Origin of the sequence: Dyella ginsengisoli LA-4 (assembly GCF_000334915.1) — a bacterium.
GTDB classification, from domain to species: domain Bacteria; phylum Pseudomonadota; class Gammaproteobacteria; order Xanthomonadales; family Rhodanobacteraceae; genus Dyella_A; species Dyella_A ginsengisoli_A.
On the sequence record NZ_AMSF01000017.1, the window covers coordinates 1 to 18,486 of the forward strand.

General features: G+C 64.4%; 18 protein-coding genes. 6 read left to right on the plus strand and 12 right to left on the minus strand.

From position 1 onward, the window contains the following. Positions 1-56: 56 nt before the first annotated feature. The 10 genes from C693_RS23980 to C693_RS21150 all read right to left on the minus strand — a co-directional run bounded on the left by C693_RS23980 (position 57) and on the right by C693_RS21150 (position 9,027). Positions 57-194: a hypothetical protein gene (locus C693_RS23980; RefSeq protein ID WP_017461279.1), complete on the minus strand. Its 138-nt coding sequence runs from the start codon at positions 192-194 to the stop codon at positions 57-59. A gap of 146 nt (positions 195-340) precedes the next feature. Beyond that, the gene (locus C693_RS0105665) at positions 341-1,183 is read right to left on the minus strand and encodes a helix-turn-helix transcriptional regulator (RefSeq protein WP_017461280.1); all 843 of its coding nucleotides are present in this window, start codon (positions 1,181-1,183) and stop codon (positions 341-343) included. Between the two features lie 219 nt (positions 1,184-1,402). After that, complete coding sequence (locus C693_RS0105670; protein ID WP_017461281.1) at positions 1,403-2,851, minus strand: esterase-like activity of phytase family protein; 1,449 nt, start codon at positions 2,849-2,851, stop codon at positions 1,403-1,405. Positions 2,852-3,020: 169 nt separating this feature from the next. Continuing rightward, positions 3,021-3,440 carry a hypothetical protein gene (locus tag C693_RS23570; protein ID WP_157798554.1) on the minus strand — a complete coding sequence of 140 codons (420 nt, stop codon included), beginning with the start codon at positions 3,438-3,440 and terminating at the stop codon, positions 3,021-3,023. 123 nt (positions 3,441-3,563) lie between these two features. Next, complete coding sequence (locus tag C693_RS23575; protein WP_157798555.1) at positions 3,564-5,021, minus strand: P-loop ATPase, Sll1717 family; 1,458 nt, start codon at positions 5,019-5,021, stop codon at positions 3,564-3,566. 160 nt (positions 5,022-5,181) lie between these two features. Continuing rightward, entirely contained in the window at positions 5,182-5,529 is a 348-nt protein-coding gene (locus tag C693_RS0105675) for a hypothetical protein (RefSeq protein WP_017461282.1), read from the minus strand. 208 nt (positions 5,530-5,737) lie between these two features. Continuing rightward, a complete protein-coding gene (locus C693_RS0105680; protein ID WP_017461283.1) occupies positions 5,738-6,814 on the minus strand; it encodes a serine hydrolase domain-containing protein in 1,077 nt (358 codons plus the stop codon). A 77-nt stretch (positions 6,815-6,891) separates the two neighbouring features. Then, complete coding sequence (locus C693_RS0105685) at positions 6,892-7,545, minus strand: glutathione S-transferase family protein (protein WP_017461284.1); 654 nt, start codon at positions 7,543-7,545, stop codon at positions 6,892-6,894. Between the two features lie 167 nt (positions 7,546-7,712). Next, complete coding sequence (locus C693_RS0105690; RefSeq protein WP_017461285.1) at positions 7,713-8,516, minus strand: hypothetical protein; 804 nt, start codon at positions 8,514-8,516, stop codon at positions 7,713-7,715. 85 nt (positions 8,517-8,601) lie between these two features. Then, positions 8,602-9,027, minus strand: a complete 426-nt coding sequence (locus tag C693_RS21150; protein WP_017461286.1) for a hypothetical protein — start codon at positions 9,025-9,027, stop codon at positions 8,602-8,604. A gap of 155 nt (positions 9,028-9,182) precedes the next feature. Here C693_RS21150 and C693_RS0105700 point away from each other — a divergent pair, with 155 nt between their 5' ends. Beyond that, positions 9,183-10,583, plus strand: a complete 1,401-nt coding sequence (locus C693_RS0105700) for a serine hydrolase domain-containing protein (protein WP_017461287.1) — start codon at positions 9,183-9,185, stop codon at positions 10,581-10,583. Positions 10,584-10,798: 215 nt separating this feature from the next. Here the strand turns inward: C693_RS0105700 and C693_RS0105705 are convergent, their stop codons facing one another. Further along, positions 10,799-12,607, minus strand: a complete 1,809-nt coding sequence (locus C693_RS0105705) for an amidase (protein ID WP_017461288.1) — start codon at positions 12,605-12,607, stop codon at positions 10,799-10,801. A 375-nt stretch (positions 12,608-12,982) separates the two neighbouring features. On the opposite strand from C693_RS0105705, the gene C693_RS0105710 reads away from it, so the two are divergent. The 5 genes from C693_RS0105710 to C693_RS0105730 all read left to right on the plus strand — a co-directional run bounded on the left by C693_RS0105710 (position 12,983) and on the right by C693_RS0105730 (position 17,335). Further along, the gene (locus C693_RS0105710; protein ID WP_017461289.1) at positions 12,983-13,555 is read left to right on the plus strand and encodes a hypothetical protein; all 573 of its coding nucleotides are present in this window, start codon (positions 12,983-12,985) and stop codon (positions 13,553-13,555) included. Positions 13,556-13,745: 190 nt separating this feature from the next. Then, the gene (locus C693_RS0105715; protein ID WP_017461290.1) at positions 13,746-14,117 is read left to right on the plus strand and encodes a YciI family protein; all 372 of its coding nucleotides are present in this window, start codon (positions 13,746-13,748) and stop codon (positions 14,115-14,117) included. A 421-nt stretch (positions 14,118-14,538) separates the two neighbouring features. Continuing rightward, complete coding sequence (locus C693_RS21155) at positions 14,539-15,717, plus strand: hypothetical protein (protein WP_157798556.1); 1,179 nt, start codon at positions 14,539-14,541, stop codon at positions 15,715-15,717. An 11-nt stretch (positions 15,718-15,728) separates the two neighbouring features. Continuing rightward, on the plus strand, positions 15,729-16,724 hold the full coding sequence (locus C693_RS0105725; RefSeq protein ID WP_157798557.1) for an alpha/beta hydrolase: 996 nt from the start codon (positions 15,729-15,731) through the stop codon (positions 16,722-16,724). Next, positions 16,721-17,335 (plus strand): hypothetical protein, encoded by a 615-nt coding sequence (locus C693_RS0105730; RefSeq protein WP_241762637.1) that lies wholly within the window; start codon positions 16,721-16,723, stop codon positions 17,333-17,335. The genes C693_RS0105725 and C693_RS0105730 overlap by 4 nt, the downstream gene beginning before the upstream one ends. Before the next feature lie 45 nt (positions 17,336-17,380). Here C693_RS0105730 and C693_RS0105735 read toward each other — a convergent pair whose 3' ends face one another. Continuing rightward, positions 17,381-18,271, minus strand: coding sequence for an acyltransferase (locus C693_RS0105735; protein WP_017461294.1), 891 nt, complete (start codon positions 18,269-18,271; stop codon positions 17,381-17,383). Positions 18,272-18,486 lie beyond the last annotated feature (215 nt).

Consider the following 18,486-nt stretch of genomic DNA (forward strand, 5'->3'; position numbering starts at 1 on the left):
TTTTTCACGTCCAATCTCCATCAGTTGGGGGATTGGACTCCAAACCACGGTGCTACTCAAAAGTGGGGGGACGTCGCCTTCAGCTTCGTCGCACACTCGTCGCAGCACACCTCGACGACCGCCCCGCCGATCCGCACCTGGATGGCGGTGTCGTCCAGTTCGTAATCGCAGGCAGCACAGGTTCGCTTGCTCATGTCGGATCTCCTTGCAAAACGGGAAGAGAGACCTTCCAGCGCCGCCCCGCGCATGCGGGGGCCGGGCAGGAAGGTGATCGACCCCGCGCGGGGTGGAGACAGTAGACCCCCGCGCGACTTCCGGCAGCTATCGAAAACTTTAGCGATCAGCGCCGCAGCGCGATCTGCCGGAACTCACTGGGCGTGCGTCCGTACATTTTCTGGAACGCCGCGGTGAAGTGGCTGTGGCTGGAGAAGCCCAGCTCCATGCCCAGCGCAGCCAGATCCTCGTAGTCGCGCAGCAGGTCCAGGGCGCGCGCCAGCCGCAGCCGCAGCTGGTAGCGGTACAGCGGCACGCCCTCCACCTGGTGGAAGCTCTGGGTGAGGTAGACCGCCGAGACGCCGACTTCCGCCGCCACCTCGGCCAGCGTCCAGCGCCGTGCCAGGTCACGCACCAGCACCAGCTTGGCGCGATCCACCAACCGCTGACGCGCCTGGCTGGCACCGGCCGCGTGGGTCGTGCGCGGCGCCAACGCACGGTGCGCGAGCGTCAACGCCAGGCTCTCGCCTTCCAGCGGCTCGGCCACGCCCTCGCGCAGCGAATGGCGCAGCAAGGCCACCAGCACCTGCGCGCGCGGGTCGATGCGCAAGCGCGTCTGGCAAAAGCGCAGCGGCTCCCCCGGCGCCAGCAGCTCGGCCGGGGCGATCTCGCGCAGCAGCACCTCGTCCAGCGTCATCGACAGGCTGGCGTCGCCGCCCGGGTTCGGATGGCTGATCCGGTAGTCCTCGCCGGCGTTGAAGAACAGCACCTGGCTGGCGTCCGCCACCGCATCGTCAGCGTCGACATGGCGCACGTAAGTGCCGCGGTAGGGAAACACCAGATGCGTGCGGCTGGCACGCTCGATCGCACTCTTGTGCCGGCAGCTGCCCGCACAAACCACGTCGCGCAGCTCGACCATCGGCGTGCTGAGCAGCGTGTGGACGTGGAAATCGGGATGCTCCGCGGACATGCAGCGATTATGGCCAACGGGGAGCGGCCCGCGGGAGGAGTCCGCCTGGGAAACGTCCCGAACAGGGTGCAGCGCGCGTTCTCTGTGGCCGCGCTGAAAAATCGCCGTTGCCCCCGACCCGGTCTCCCGGACCTGGCCGAAAACGGAGCACCCCGCCCATCGCGATGGACAGGGTGCTCCGGCACACGTGCGCAGGAGCGGTGAGCGAACCGCCGCGCCTTACTCCCCGTGGCAGCGCTCGTCGTCGTGGCCGAAGCCGTGGCCCCTACCGTGCGCGCGGGTGAAGCGCTGCGGCTGGTAGCCCGGCAGGTCGGCGTCGTCGAAGCCGAACACGAAGAAGCGGTTGGGGTTGTCCACGCCCTGCGGGTAGACGTCGTCGGTCACTGTGGGGAGAAAGTCGTTGTCGTTGGCGACAAACAACGTGTGCACGCGGTGACCGTCGCGCATCACGTCGGGGCCGAACGCCACGCCCTCGATCTTGGCCGGGATCGCCTCGGGCGAGAACCCGTGGGCGCCGAGCACCGCCACAAGGTCGAGGAAGTCCTGCTTGCTCACCGCCGCCGCGGCCAGCGCGTCCGCGCCGCTGAGCTCGCTGACGTCCTGCGCGTGGCTGAGGTCGATACGCATCAGGTGCTTGAAGCTGGCGCTGCTGCCGTCGCCCAGACCCTTGCCGTCGCGCTCGTCCACCAGGAACTCGTGGTCGTTGATCGCCACGATCTCGCTCACGATGGTGTACTTGGGCTTGCTCGCACTGCCCACGTTGGTCAGCGGGTAGGCGTACTGTCGCGTGCGCCCGGTCGCCAGGTCCAGCTGCACGATGCGCGTGGTGCCGGCCTTTTTGCCCCCGTCCTGCAAAAGCGGGCTCTGCATGATGCCGGTGAGCATGCGGCCGTCCGGCGAAATCGCCAGACCTTCCATGCCCTTGTTCGCCAGGCGGCCGCTGGTGTTGCCGTCGATCTCCGCATCGCCGGTGGGTGCGGCATGCGCCACGCCCAGCATCGCGGGTAGGCGGTAGGCCCTGGTGCGCACGCCGCTGCGGCGATCGAAGCGGTAGAGGTAGGGGCCGTACTCGTCGGACACGTACACCGACTCGCCATCGCCGCTCACCCGGATGCCTTCCGGATCCAGCCGCGCGTTGAACGGCGAGCTGGACGGCTGGCCCGGCGCGGCGTTGTCAGAGCGGCCGGTGAAGTAATGGCGGAACGGCCGGTTCAACGCGGGCCGGCCGTTGGGCAGGTTCACCGCGGCGCCGTCGCCGTAGTACAGCGGAAGCCGGTCGGCCAGCAGCGTGGTATCGCGCAGCTGCGGCGACAGCGTGAACGGCAGCGCCGCGCCCGACGCGCTCGGCTCCAGCGTCATGCGCAGCGTCTGGAAGCGGTCGATGTACGAGGCGGTGTCGTCCGCCAGCGCGTCGTAGGCCACCGCATTCGGGCCGCGATCGGGCAGCGCAAGAAAGGTGTCGCAGCCGGCATAGGCCAGGCCCGAACCCAGGCCACCGAGCAGATTGCCCGGCACGTTGTTCTCAAGCGGCCCCGCCGTGCGATGCGCCAGGTCACCGCCATGACCGTCGAGCTGGCCCGCGGCAATCAGGTCCACCCCGGCAAACGCCGGAGCAGCCATCGCCAACCCAAGGGCCGCAAACAGGGCAACACGCGTGCATCCGATCATCGTGCGTCTCCGCTGGAGGAAAAAGTCCAGCGAGCGTGCATCGGGTGTGTGGCAGTGGCATGACCCTGGGGCTACGGGGGCGGAGGGATCGAAGGCCGATGCTCTCGGTGGAACCGGTTATTCCTCGAAAGTGCACTTTGACCAACTCCTGGCCACGCCCCCCATTTCGCTATAAAGACATAGAGCGACGGAGTAGAATCAAGTCATCTCGCAATACTTCAGCCACAAAACCGACAATATCAACGCATGCCCCCTTAAATAGCGAAACGGGCTTTACTTGCTCACTTCCCATGCTGCCCACTATCTTAACGAGATTAGGCGACCTTTCCGACCACCTTATCCAAACATAGGCCTCCGTATCAACCTCAGGCCTTGGCAAATATGTAAACCCGATCTCTAAATCTCCTTCGCCCGGTATTGGCCGTGGAAAATTCAGCCGAGTCGCATTGCAGCGAGGAAATCTACTAACAATTTCATCCCTGTACTTCTCAAGGTAGTTCACAAAAAAAGCGCGCTTTTCGGCTGCGTCGCGTTCAATTTTCTTTATGGCCTCGCCATGATCTGCCAAAACGCCAGAAATACTCAACATTCACCGCACCTTAGAATGAAAGAAAACCCAAATGCGCGAAACAGGCTAAAAACGACTCACAACAAAGCCTGCAACCTGCGATCCCAGACTTTATATCGAAAACCACTTCTTGCATTTTGGCCATCATCCGATCTGGCGAGTTTCACTCAGCTTTGCATATTCTTTTAGGCCCGGATGCACCTTAAATTTGATCGCAGCGGCGTCCCAACCAGCTTGCGGGTCTGAATACTGGAAAACCCACGAACTCCCACCATAGCCGCTGCGCTTTTCATAGCCAATAACAGAAAACCTAAATAGAAGGCCGAGCGCATCTTCCGAGGCAACCATGTTTTTTGAAGACCGCTTACTACTGTACTCTCTCTCAAAGTCAGCCTTATCAAATGTGACAGTACTAATCGCCGAAAAGGCCTGCAGCGCCTCACCCCATTGAGACCAATGGGGAAGGATCTCGTCATCAAGCTCTCGCTTTAGATAGGCCGAGTACTCTTCTCGTGCATTTACAATATCGTGATTTTCAAATACAAGCGGCTCCTCGGAACGAGTCTTAGCCTTACTCAATGCTGCATTCATAAATTTGATTACATCCCTCGGCCTTAGAAAGGTTCGCGAGATAATGTGGTTCCACTTTGTTTGAGAGCCACGCATCAATCCAGGTGAAGCAATATCGTCCCAAGTCGCACCATCCCCGAGCTTCGCCCCAGTTCTAGCGCCCACTAGAGCAAACAATGTATCACTAGTCCAATCGAGATTAATTGCCGTTGTCTCAGTTATCTTGTTTTTGTCGGAGAAGTCCAGGTCGTCCCACAAATCCGTTCTGAGATAAACAATAGGATTCACCATATAACCTGCGGCTGCCGACTCCCTTCTCAGCTCACGCGCGGCTAATATCAGGCCAATCAGCATCCGCCTTCGATCCTCATCAAAAGTCGAAAGACCCTGGTCCAACTCATCAAAATGAAGGGAGATGCTCGGCAGCGCCTCGTTCTTTGCGATATCTATCGCAGTTTTTAGGAGCGTGGAAGAGAGAGCATTCAACTCTAATCCGAGGCGATAATCTCCACCCCCTCTCTCCAGATCTATTCCTCCAAGCATCGCCCCAAGAACAGATGGCTGAATGGATGCCCGACTAACCTTGAGCCGCGGCGGCCGAAGAATATCGCTCAATTGCGGAGATGGCCCGCCATAATTCTCCTTAAAAAATTCTTTCAGATCCAGATACTTCTGAGACTGCGGCCTCTCGGAGGCTTCAAGAATGATAGCAGCAACCTCAATTGCTATTAGGTAACGCCATGAAGATACAAACGCCTCAATAGGCGAGGCCCCTGAATCGACGCGTCTGGAATGCAATGACCATGGGTATCCGCGGAGGTTGAGCGCCCTGGATAACTGCCCCACTTGCCCCTCAGAAAAATGGCGCACAAGAGCGGTTTTCCCAGCCCCTTTTCGCCCCAAAACAACAAATGCATCTCCAACACGGAGCCGCTCCACGGCTTCCGTTGTCAGAAAATATTCAAGAACCGCATCATCTTCGGCGGCCACATCACCGAAAGACATTAACCCGCGGAGCGAGATTGATCCCATCTGTGCCACCTGAAAAGCCAGTTGAATTAATAGCGATGTATATTACATAGAATGCCGGCAAAGGTGTTATCCGCGCAGATAAGCAATTAGACTCACTTTCCACTGAAGAACGGGGTCGGATTCACTTCCGCAACGACCGCTTCGGGTCGCAAGCCGACATCTATGGCGAATTCTGCTCCGCCTGCTCCAGGAACAAGCTCTGCAGATCACCCGACAGATCCCGGCCGTCGCTGATCAGACGAAACCGGCACTCCTCGCCGCCGAGCGGGCAGCTGCCGTCGATCACGCCGAGCACATTGGCGGTGGCATCGATGGTCACCTGACGGGTCAGCTCCAGCAGCACCTCCCGCTGGTCGGCGGACAGGTCGCGGAAGACGCTCAGAACGCGCCGCCAGTAGGGATCGGAAGCCCGATCGATGTCGGTGTTCAGCAGCAGGTCGCGGTAGATGGCGTGGTTTTCCTCCACGACGGCCGCGTTGAGTTTCGATACGAAGTCGTGGGGTGTCATGACGCCTCCAGAATTCCGTGCCGTGTGTTCAAAAGCCGGGCGGCAGATTCAGTTATCGCATGTCTGCTCCGGGTTGAGGCCGAGGTTTGAGGCAACCCATCACCCGACACACCCAGCGGCAGGCCGCTGGCCAGTGAGCCCGGTTGCCTCTTCCCGCGCTGGCGGATCCCACACGAAGACGCAAGCCCGCCGTATCGACGCGGCCCCCTCAATCCGCCGGTTGGCCACTCGCGCCCGACTGCGCTCGCACAATCCGCACCACCCGCCCGTAGACCACATTCACCAGCAGCTCCACGTCTCCGCCGGTGTTGCTGGCGAACTCCACCACCACCGTGTCGATGTCCTTGTCATAGCGGGCGATGCTCTGGTAGCCGGGGAGCCAGCCCTTGTGGCCGAAATCGTAGGTGGAGGCGTAGATGGCCTGCGCGTCCTTGCCCAGCAGCGTGCCGTCGTTCAGCGCGCGCAGGAACACGCCGACATCCTGCGCCGTGGCGATCATCGAGCCGCCGGGCGTCTCGAAGTCCAGCGCTTTCATGTCGGCATCCACGTGGTAGTGGTGGCCACTGGCCAGCTCGTCGAGGTTCACCTGGTGCATCGAGGTGTACGTGTGGGTGAGCCCCAGCGGCTGCAGGATCTGCTGCTCGATGTAGCGCTGGTGCGGATAGCCGAGCACCCGGTCGAGGATGGCGCCGATCAGCAGGTAGTTGGTATTGGAATATTCGCGCTTCGCATCGGGCGCGAAGTCGGCGGGCTGGTCCAGCACCAGTTTCAGAGGGTCGTGGTGGTCGCCCTGTTGGTTGCCCCAGTCGAAACCCTTGGCGTCGACGAAGTTGGGAATACCGCTGCGATGCTGCAGCAGCATGCGCAGGGTGATGCGATCGGCATTCGCGATGTGCGCAGCCAGCTCCGGCAGGCGCTGCGCTACGGTGTCGTCCAGCGACAGCACGTGCTGGCTGACCAGCTTGGCGGTGGCCGCGGCGATATAGAGCTTGCTGATGCTGGCGATCTTGAACAGCGCGTGTGGATCGGCCGGCACGCGGTGCGCGAAGTCCTTCCAGCCGGCCGCGTAGGAGCGCGGCGGCTGACCGGCCCGATCGACGTAGACGATGATGCCGTCCAGACCGTCATCGACGGCATTGTCCAGTTGCTGCTGGACGGTATCCGGCAAGGGTGCCAGCCAGGCGCCGACGCCCGCCCAGGGCGGGAGCGTGATGGCGCAGACCAGCGCCACGATGGGCATGACGACCCGAAGCACGCGAACGACAGGCTTCACTTTCTTGTTCATGCGGCGGCGGCCTCCCCAGCTCCGTGGCGCAGCAAGCCACGACCTTACACGACCGCCGCCTGCTTCGCCGCGTTTGATCAACCCGCGCCAGGCTTGCCGGTGTTCGCCTCCAGCTGCGCGGCGAACGCGCGCTGGTAGGCCGGGCGCGCCTCGCCGCGCGCGACGTAGGCGGCGAGGCTGGGGAACTCGTCGAGGATGCCGGAGGGCCGCGTCCGCAGCAGCACCGAGACCATCATCAGGTCACCCGCGCTGAACGCGCCGTCCAGCCACTCGGCGTCACCCAGGCGTGTGGCGAGTAGAGAGAGGCGCTGGCGGATGCGATCCTTCACCAGCGGCAGGCGCTCCGGCGTCCACGGCTTGTCGCCCTCCTGGAACCGCGCGGTGACGAGCTCCAGGATGCACGGCTCGACCGAACTGAGCGCGGCGAACATCCACATCACCGCCCGCGCCCGCGCATCGGCGTCCTCCGGCAACAGGCCCGCATGCCGGTCGGCAATGTGGAAGACGATCGCCCCGGTCTCGAACAGCGCCAGCCCGCCCTCCTCGTAGGTGGGGATCTGGCCGAACGGATGCAGCCGCAGATGCGCCGGCTCCTTCATCGCCTGGAACGACACGTAGCGCACGGCGTAGGGCTGGCCCACTTCCTCCAGCGCCCAGCGCACGCGTGTATCGCGGGCCAGGCCCATGCCGCCGTCGGGGGAGCGCTCGAAAGCGGTGATGGTGATGGTCATGGGGACGCTCCTTTTGGGCAGGAATGAAAGCCAGCGACGCGGTCGAGTATCGCGATACACCACGGGAAGTTCACCGATCCGACCGCCGCCGTACTCGGGAGCGACGAACCAGACGCCTGGCTTTCGACATCAGACCTCGCGCGGCGTTGCCATTGCTCCCGGAAGCCTCACAGCACATGGCCGAAATATTCGCCGAGCTTCTCCTGATTGAGTCCATGGCTCGCCTTCCACCAGCAGGCGGGATACGGCATGTCCACAAAGCGACGGCCCGGCAGCAGCCTCCGGGTGACGGGAACAAAGGCGTCCGAGTAACCGGGATAGCCCGAGGTCTCGAGGATGCCGGCAAACCCGAACAGGGCGACCAGGACATCGCGCTCGGCCTTGGTGGACTTGAGCGCCTTGGGCAGTCGGGCCTGAACGGCCGTACTCGTGGTCTCGCCTGGGGCCGTCCGGATGGCGTCGATCAGGGCGTGGAAAATCCGGACATCCTCCGCGGTCGGGGACGGGATCGTGCCACGAAGAAACTGCCCAAGATCAAACGCGGCATAGCCGAGGTGATCGTGCCGGACTCCGCCCCACTTGAAGCGTTCGAAGTTCAGCAGACTCAGGTCCTCTTCACGCCGCCCCGAATACATGCCGCAAACGCTGCACGACCGACCGGCGGAAGGTTCGGCGTGATGGGGCATGTGCTGGAACACCACGTAGCTGCCGAAAGCCGACCGCCAGTCGAGCCGGCGCGTGGAAAGGCTCGCGAGGAAGGCATCCGCGACACGTCGCCGGTCCAGCCGCTGTACGAGCGCAGTAATCTCGGCCTGAACCGACGCGTGATCGAGCATCACCGGATCGAACATCGCTCCCCTGGACTTCGCGTATTCGAAGTCCTCGCCTGGTGCGTCACGCATGGTTTCCGGCTTCCAACCGGCCGGCGACCAGAAGGCGTCCATCAGGATTTTCAGTGCACGCTTGTCCACATGGAGCTCTCGTCGAAAGATGATTGGGACAGATCGGACGGCCACCGCCGTCCGGATCGGATGGACGACTGCAACATCCCAGACCTCATCCAGGTGGCTTCGCCTCGATCATGTCAGCGAGCTCGCGCAGCCACCCCTCGGCGTACGATTCCAGCCGGATCTTGGGCGGCACGGCAAAGCCGAACACCCTAATCCACGCATCCGCCGCCACGATGAACGCCTGCCGCGCCTGATTTGTCGCCTGGCGCGCTGCCGCCTGCTGCTGGCGCAAGCGCACCAGGTGCGGTGACGGCGGTCCGGGGCGGACGAACTTCTGATCGCGGCGCAGCGCATCGGCCACTTGGGTAGTGCCGACCGCCGCGCGGTGCACGGCTTCGGCGGCTTTCAGCAGCGCGTGCAGCGCCTCGCGCTTCTGCAGCGTGTCGACGAGCTCGGCGGCCAAGCCCGCAAAGTCGCCGGCATCGAGGCTTGCCAGCACGCCGGCATAAGGGAAGGCATCGGAATGGGACATCGGCAGGGCTCGTGGTTGCGCCAATCTGGCGCGTACGAACGCATTATGGATCCCTGGTCGGCGCGGCGAAGACACCACCGGGCAACGACGCCTGACAGTCATCACTGACATGTGCATCGCCAGCACCGCAGAATGGCCACGACGAAAGGAATCGCATGAAGCCTTCCAGACAAGCCGCAGGCCGAACGCGGCGGCGCATCATCATCGGCATCACGGTCATCGGCGCCATCCTCCTTGGCGTCATCTGGTTTCGGCCCGATCGCGCGTTACGTGTCGGCACCGGGGTCGTGAGCGAAGCGCTGTGCGGTGGCGTGTTCGTCTCGGGTCGCGCACCCGACCGGGTTTTCGCCGAGGACATTGCCGCCAATCCAGCGATGTCCACGATCCGGCGGCACCTGCGCTACACCATCGATTTCAACGAGCACTCGGTCAGCGCCAACTGGCTTGGCCTTTTCCAAAGCGCGGCGTATTTCCAGCCCGGCTACGGCTGCACGCTGGGCCGCGTGCCGGTTCACCGCCCGCCGATCTCCGCCCCGCCCCATCCGTCACCGGAACCACCGATTGAACCCGGCACGCCGGCCCTGCAGGCGGCGCTGGCCCGTGCGTTTGCCGAGCCATCCAGACCACCCTTCCGGCATGTCCACGCCATCGTGGTCATGCGCGGCGGCCAAATCATCGCGGAGCGCTATGCCGACGATGTGGGTGTGGACACGCCGCTACTCGGATTTTCAGTCAGCAAGTCGGTCACCAACGCGCTGGTCGGCATCCTCGTCCGCGAGCACCGCCTGAGCGTCGAAAGCCGGGCGCCCGTAGCCGCATGGAATCATCCCGACGACCCGCGCCGCACCATCACGCTCGACCAGCTGCTGCGCATGACCAGCGGGCTCGACCTGACCGAGAGCGAGACGGGGTTCGATCCGGTCTCGCGCATGCTGTTCCTGGAACCGGATATGGCCGGCTTCGCCGAACAGGCGAGGCTCAAGCAAAAGCCCGGACAGGTTTGGGAATACACCAGCGGCAACACGCTGATCGTCTCGGCCATCATTCGCGATGCTGTTGGCGGGCACGCCGATGACGTGCTTCGCTTCGCCCGGGACAATCTGTTCGGTCCTGCCGGCATGCACCACGTCGTGATGGAATTCGATGCGGCCGGCACGCCGATCGGCTCGACCCGCATCTATGCCTCCGCACGCGACTGGGCGCGTTTCGGCGAGCTCTATCTCGATGACGGCAAGATGGGTGACAAGCGCATCCTGCCTCCGGGCTGGGTGGCCTACTCGACCCGGCGCACGCTGGACAGCGACTACGCGGCCGGCTTCTGGATCAATGCCAGTGACACGCCGAACGCGCGCTGGCGGGTCCGTCATGGCATGCCCGCCGATGCGTTCTACGCGTCGGGACTCAACGGCCAGCGCATCGTGGTGGTGCCGTCGCAGCATCTGGTGATTGCCCGCCTGGGCAGCACGATCGATCCACCCAACTACGACATGCCGGGACTGGCGCGCCTGGTCAGCGACGTGATCGCCGCGACCGGCGACACGCCCCCGGCCCCCTGAGGGAACCGCGACGCCCCGTCATGCCGGCAAGAGCTCGAAGCGCTCCTCAACAGAGAGCGCCGGGCACCCCGTGACTTTCGCGCCATGGAAAGCAAAGACGCTGGATGACCGGCATTCGCCGTTGTGGCGCGCCTCCGGCTTTCGCCGGGATGACGAGCCTGGGAGTCATCGCCCCGACTCGAGGGCGATGGCTCTCGCCGCAACAAGGCCGGCGCTCAGAACCCCACCGGCCGCTCCCCGGCCACCGCCACCTTCGCCTCCAGCGCACGGCCGACGCGACCCAGCGTGCCCTCCTCGAACAGTCGGCCGACCAGGGTGATGCCGTAGGGGACGCGATGGGGCTTGGCCAGCATCGGCTGCGGGTGCGCCGGATTGGGGGCCCAGTCGCTGCGCACCTGGTTCACCTCGACGAAGCCGGTGCGCAGGGTCAGCGAAGGCTGGCCGGTCATGTTGGAGATCACCATCATCTCGTCGCGCAGCGAGGGCACCAGCAGCAGATCCACCTCGCCCATCACGCGCTCCATCTCCTTCGCCACCCGGCGGCGCATGCGGTCGGCCTGCACGAAATCCACCGCGGAGAGGAAGCGCGATTCGCGGAACAGGTTCGGCCACGCGTCCGGCGTCTGCTCGCGCATGTGGTCGGCTTCGCCGGAGAGCGTCAGCTCCTCGAACGCGGCGGCGGCTTCGGCGAACAGCAGCAGGTTGAGGTTGTCGTACGGCCAGTCGGGCAGCGACACTTCGGTCGGCACCAGGCCGAGCGAACGCAGCTGCTCGAGCGCGGCGCGGTCGAGATCCGTGGCCGGCGCCTCCTTCATCCAGGCGGGGAAATAGCCGACCTTCAGGCCCTTGATCGAGGCGGCCGCGTCGTAGTCGAAGTGCGCGGCCACGCTGGCGCTGTCGCCCGGATCGGTGCCGCGGATGGTGTCGAGCACCAGCATGGTGTCCTCCACCGAGCGGGTGATCGGGCCCAGCTTGTCCATCGTCCAGCACAGCGTCATCGCGCCGGTGCGCGGCACGCGGCCGTAGGTCGGGCGCAGACCGGTGGTGCCGCAGCGCATGCACGGGCTGATGATGCTGCCCTGGGTTTCGCTGCCGATGGCGAACGCCACCAGGCCGGCCGCGGTGGCCGAGGCCGGGCCGGCGCTGGAGCCGGAGGAGCCCTCCTGCAGCAGCCACGGGTTCATGGTCTGGCCGCCGAACCAGATGTCGTTGAGCGCCAGCGCGCCCAGGCTGAGCTTGGCCACCAGCACGGCGCCGGCTTCGTTGAGCTTGCGGGTCACCGCACCGTCTTCCTTCGGCACGCGATGCCTGAACGGCTCGGCGCCGTAGGTGGTGGGAATGCCGGCGGTGTCGAGCAGGTCCTTCGCGCCCCACGGAATGCCGTGCAGCGGGCCGCGGTAATGGCCGGCGGCGATCTCCCTGTCGGCCTGCGCGGCCTGCTTCAGCGCATGCTCCTCGCACAGCGTGATCACGCAATGAAGCTGCGGATCGAAGCGCTTCAGGCGCGCGAGGTAGATCTTCGTCAGCCGGGTGGAGCTGAGCTTGCGGCTGCGGATCCACGCGCCGAGCTGGGCCACAGAGGCGAACGCGATGTCCTCGTCCTTCGCCGGCAGCGGCATGGCCGCCACCCTGGACGGCGCGAAGCGGTCGTGGGCCGGGCCGACGTGCGCCCGCCCCATCGCCGGGAACCAGGTGGTGGCCGGCGCCAGCCCCTCCTCCAGCGCCACCTTGCGCGGGCCGGTGCGACGCTCCAGCAGGCCGGCCAGCGAGGTCGGCCAGTTGGCCACGGCCATTTCGCGCTGCGGCTCGGTCATCGTCACCTGCACCAGCTTCTCCGCCTCGGCGAAGGTGGCGGTGGTGAGCTTCGGGCCCACTGGTGGCGCGGTGTTGAACGCGCCGGGCGAACCGGGCGGCGGGCTCGTCGGCGCCGGGTTCTCGCCGGTCTGGGCGATGGCACCACCGGCCACCACTGCACCCAGCAGGCCGAGCGGCGCCTGGGTCAGGAAATCGCGACGCGTCTTCATGGTTCTCCCCGATGCGCCCCGAGCGGGGCGCGTTGCTGTCGAATCCGATGCCGGCACCCCATCGCGCCGAGGCAGCGCTCCGGCCGTGCCGGAATGGCTGTTTACTGTGAACGAGCACCGGCACGGGGACAACTCGACTTAGGTGCGGTGAGGCGCGATGGGGTGGGCAGCCCCGCAAAACCTTGCGGCGCGCCTCCATCCTCCCCGTCCGGCGAAACCCGCCAGACCGGCCCGGTGGAGCCGGAGGGGAAGTCGGACGCGCTGCTTGACCGCCGGCCGCGCCGATGACAGAACGGAACCTTGCGCAGCAAGTCATCGCCCGCCCCACCGGGTGTCGACCACGCAACATCCCGGACGGATCCAGGAGGTTTACCCATGGCACGCAACGCATTGTTCGCCCTTGCCCTGGCCGCGGCAGCCAGCCAGGCCCATGCAGCAAACGAGCCCGCACTCGCCGGCATCACCCTGCGCGAACGGCCGCAACTCGATGAATGCCCGGAGCGCCAGCGCAGTTATCTCGCCGACGATCGCACCACCTGTTTCGAGCTCCCGTCCGGCCCGGCGCCATCGGGCGAAGCGGCAAGCATTCCCGCAAACGGTCGGATCATGGTGAACGTCGCCCTGGCCGATCGCCCCTCCTTCATGCAGGGTGGTGATGCCATGGTCACGCTCCGCGATGGTCGGGTGCAGAGTGTGGCCGTGAGAACGCACGGCGCAGGACAGGACAGTGCCGACTTGCGGGCGCTGGAAGATCGCTTCGGGCGTACCTCGCCCCGCTACCTGTCCACGGCGCAGCGCTTCGAAAGCTACAGCAACATCCGCGCGGACTGGCGATTGGACGGCGCGGTCACGGTCTATTTCAGCAGCACCGAACTGGGTCGCTACAGCGGCATCGTGCGAATGCAGACACCCGAGGCACCGCCGCACCAGGTCGGGCAATTCGACTGACGGTGAAGCAGGCGTTGCACGCTCCCTCCGCACCCGGCGCATCGCACCACGGTCCGCAGGCGGAAGCAGTCCGCGAACCCGCCCGCATGCACCAGCTCCGAATCGCCGGAAGTTGCTTCAGGGCGCTGTCGATCTGCGATCCTGCGGCCCGTCGTACATGTACATGCATGCCACCCCACAAGGACCTTCCATGAAATACCTCGGCCTGGCCTACTTCACCCCGGAGAAATTCGCCGCCCTGGCGCCCGACGCCGTGAAAGCCATCGTCAGCCAGTGCCCGGCACTGGACGAGAAGATGCGCGCCACCGGCAAGGTGCTGGTCTCCGCCTCGCTCGGCGACCTGGAGCACTGGCGCACCCTGCGCCCGCGCGCCGGCAAGACCCAGATCACCGACGGGCCCTACATCGAGTCGAAGGAAGTGGTCGGCGGCCTGTTCATCATCGAGGCGGACAGCCAGGAGGAAGCGCTGCGCATCGCCGGGATGCACCCGGCCGCGCAGATCGGGGAGGAAGGGGACTGGGCGGTGGAGTTGATTCCGTTGGATTTCTATCTGGTGCCGTGAAGGGCCGGCATCTCCGCTGATGCGCGTTGGCACTGTTCTCCGCAGGTATTCTTACGGCTTGGCTCACCGTCACACGGGTATCAGCTTCAACACCGTAAGCAAGCACGCCCCCAGGGCAGCAATCGACCCGAAGCACGCATTGTTATGCCTTACCTCAACCGATCGGCAGCACGCTGGCGCGTCATCATGCGCCGCGTATCGGTCCGTATGGCTGCGGTGATGTCAGGTCGGCATTTCCAACCCAATATTTGATCTCTTGGAGAGAGATATGCGTCAGCTATGGAAGCGTGGTGGGATGGTGGTTTGCTGTTTGCTTCCGAGCGCCGGCTCGTACGCTGCGAGCTTTGACTGCCATCGCGCAGTCTCTGTTGTCGAGCGACATATTTGCCAGGACGAGACCCTTTCCAGGTTGGACAGCAAAATGGCCGGTGCCTACGACCGTGCTCGCCACCGCGCCGGACCTCATGTGGATGCGCTGTTGCGCGACCAACGGAACTGGTTGGGCGAACGCAACAAGGCGGCCATTTCTGATGCAGGACGTGCCGCCAACGTCTATAGGAATCGCATAGAGTTCCTCGACAAGATTTTTCAGGACAAAGAATTACCATCTCCCTTACTGGCAGCGATTCAGGCCTTTGTCGAAGCTCATCCGGCGGCCTCCGCGGGACGTGGTTATGTCATCAGCGGCTGGGGGGGCATTGGTGGGGGCGGGGACGCATTCACCATGGCCGAAGAATCGCCCGTCCAAGACGCCAAATCTCTCCCTTTTCGGCTGGAAGACGTAAGGGAGCTGATCACCTTTCCCGACTCAGCAGACGACTACCGCACGCTGGCCTTGCTCAGAGCGCAGCGATTGGGCGGTGTCTACTCTGAGAGCGGCACCATGCATTCGGTGTCGTGGCGACTCTTCAGCTGGGATGGCCATGCTGTTAAAGGCGTCGTCCTGCCTGACGCATTCTCCGATACAGAGTGGACAAATCTTGGAGCACTGGTCGAGCACCAGGGCATCGCGTATGCCTTGTCTTACTATGACGCCCCCCTGGATCGGAGCGTGTTGACAGCCCAGGCTTTTGTGGGTGGGCAATGGGGAGACGATGTCCAACTCGAACTCCACTACGACGTCCATTTCCAGCCGTCCCGCTCGTACTGCAGCGAGACCAATTGCACAGCACTGGAAGCCTTTGCCGAAAAATTCGTTCGGCAGTTCGACAAGACCCAAGACGTCAGTCCGCTAATAGCTGGGCTGTCAAAGGATGACCGCGAGCGCTACAGGGATATGCTGGGACGAGACAAAAGCCTGACCTCGCTACCTACCTTCGAGGGAAAGACTCATTTTGCTGACGCTGCCGTCTACAGAAGCTTCGGCTCTGACAGCGCCTTCTTCCCCGTTCATTGGCAAGGGCAGCTGCTGCTTGGGCGTGTCGGCAACGCCTCACTTGGATGGCGGGAAAGCGAAGATCTATTGCTAGGAATCTGGTGCTGGAATGGAAAGGCATTCGAGCCAGTGCTCGGAATGGTGACCGGCAAGGTGCGCGGCGGCTTCCTACTCAGTGCATGGTCAATGGAGTCGTCTGAGGCAGAAGGTGGCGGCGAAAATTGAGCAGCCCGTCTTTGATCGCCACCGACGAGCCTCACGCTGGCCACGCAAAAGCCAATCGCCCCGGCGAGCGTTACCCGCGGACATGGCGGCTTGGGCGCGGGAACATGAATATCTCTCACTGGATGACCCGGCTGGTGGCCGGGCTGGTGCTCTGCGTCCTGATGGCTGGCGCCGCGATCTGGTTCGCAGGCGATCTGCTGATCCATCCAGTGCCCGCCAACGTCGGGCCGCCACCCATCGACCTCCCCGCACGCGCGGTGGTGTTCGGCAGCAACTCCGGCTCGATGATCCACGGCTGGTTCGTCCCAGGCCGGGGCATCGGTGCGGTGCTTCTGCTGCATGGCGTGCGCGCCAATCGCTTGGGCATGCTGGACCGTGCGCGCTTCCTGCATCGGGCGGGCTATGCGGTGCTGTTGATCGACTTCCAGGCCTCGGGTGAGAGTCCGGGTCGGGTGATCACCTTCGGCTACCTGGAATCGCGCGACGCCCAGGCGGCCGTCGCGGAACTGAGGAAGCTGGCGCCCGGACAACCCATCGGCCTCATCGGCACCTCGATGGGCGGGGCCGCTGCCCTGCTGGCGCAGCCAAGGCTTGAGGTCGACGCGATGGTGCTGGAACAGGTCTACCCCACCCTGGCGCAGGCGCTCGACGACCGGCTGCGGCTGTATGCCGGCGTCGTCGGCACATGGCTTGAACCGCTGCTGGCGATGACGGTGAAGCCGCATCTCGGGCTGTCCCTGCAGCAGATGCGCCCGATCGATCGCATCCGCGCACTTGGCGTACCCAAGCTGCTCGTCGCCGGCTCCGCCGACCGGCGCACCACCCTCGGCGAGTCGCTGGCCATGTATCGCGCCACGGCCAGCCCCAAGCAGCTGTGGGTGGTCCCCGGCGCCCGGCACGTGGATCTGGATCGCTATGCGGGCCCGGCGTACCGCGCGCACATCCTCTCGTTCTTCGCCACCTGGTTACGGCATGATGGCGAGCGCGTCACGAGACATCAGGGATGAAAGCAGCCATGACGACATCGCATGCCAAGACGGTTACTCCAGAAGTCTGGGAGCTTAGGAGCGGCTCGGTCAACGACTACGCGCCTCTGGTTTTTGCGCACGAGGAGGACATGGAGTCCGGCATGTTCGACGCATCCGGTATTCGACTCACCTGGCCGACAAGACCGAGGGTCGAAGTGTTCGTCGAGCCCGGAAAGAAAAAGCCCAAATCTCTGGCTGACGTCAGCGCACTAACCCCAGGCGCACTGGCCATGAATGACGAGGCCAAGGCGGCGCTGGAACCCTTCCTGTCCGCTTTCGGCCAGTTCCTGGCGATGGACTGCGGGGGACAAACCCGCTGGTTCTACAACGTGACGAACCTGATTCCCTGTATCGATGAGAGCCGGTCAACCAGGCGACCCAGCGGATCCATCGTGAAGGAAGCGTTCTTCGAGCATGCAGTACCGGTCGAACCCGCCGTGTTCAAGGACCCACTGACGGCGGCCGCATCCATCTATGTCAACGATGCGGGCAAGGCGGCCCTGGAGAAGATCGTCGCGGAGGCAGCCATTGCGGGCGTTGCTTTCGTCGAACCAGGCCCGCTGCCCAAAAAGCCTCGGCCACGGTCCTGAGCGAGATCAGGTAGCGGCCCAGCCCAGGTGGAGGGATGGTTCGCCTCAGCCCTTGAGCAACCGCCCCACTTCCGCATCCTTCTCCGCCCACAGCGTGTTGATCCACGCCTGGAAGCGCTCGCGGAAAGCCGCGTCGTTCTCGTAGTCGCCGCGCAGGGCGGGGTCGATGACGCGCTGGCGGATGTGTACGCGGATGTCGCGCACGCGGCCGGCGATCAGATCCATCATCGAGCCGGCGCCCTGGGCGTAGACGATGGTGACGTCGACGATGGCGTGCAGGCCTTCGCCCATCGCGTCCAGCACGAAGGCGACGCCGCCGGCCTTGGGGCGCAGCAGATGGGTGTAGGGCGCGCCCTGGGCGTCGTGCTTGGCGCGGGTGAAGCGCGTACCTTCCACGAAGTTCATCACCGACACAGGCATGTGACGGAATTTCTCGCAGGCCTTGCGGGTGGTCTCGCGGTCCTTGCCGGCCAGCTCGGGATGCCTGGCCAGTTCCTCGCGCGAGTGGCGCTTCATGAAGGGGAAGTCCAGCGCCCACCAGGCGGGGCCGAGCAGCGGCACCCAGATCAGCTGGCTCTTCAGGAAGAAGCGCAGGAACGGGATGCGGCGGTTGAACACCTTCTGCAGCACCGGGATGTCGACCCAGCTCTGGTGGTTGCACAGCACCAGGTAGTTGCCGTCGCGCTTGAGGCCCTCCAGGCCCTCGATCTGCCAGCGGGTGCGGGTGAACAGGTCGAACAGCGCGCTGTTGACGCCGATCCAGCTCTCGGCAATGGCCACCAGTACGCGCGACAGGGCCACGCGGGCGCCGTGCACCGGCAGCAGCAGCTTGACGAAGGTGAGCGCGAACAGCGGCAGCACGTGCACGATCGTGTTGAGGATCAACGCCGTGATGGCGAGCGGGATGCGCAGGAAGGCGGGGAGCGAGGCGAGCATGGGAGGACCGTCATGGAATGGGTGACAGCGTAGCGCGGCGGTGGGTTGTTGGTTTGATTGGGGTCAGGTGGCGGGGCGGCTTCGGCTTGGCGACGCGGTTGCGCTGCTGGCTCGCTCGGCATGGGCACACAGACCCGGGACGCTGAGGTAATGCCTAGAGCCCCACGCTCGTCATCCCAGCGGAAGCTGGAAGCGCCTTTCAACGGCGAATGCCG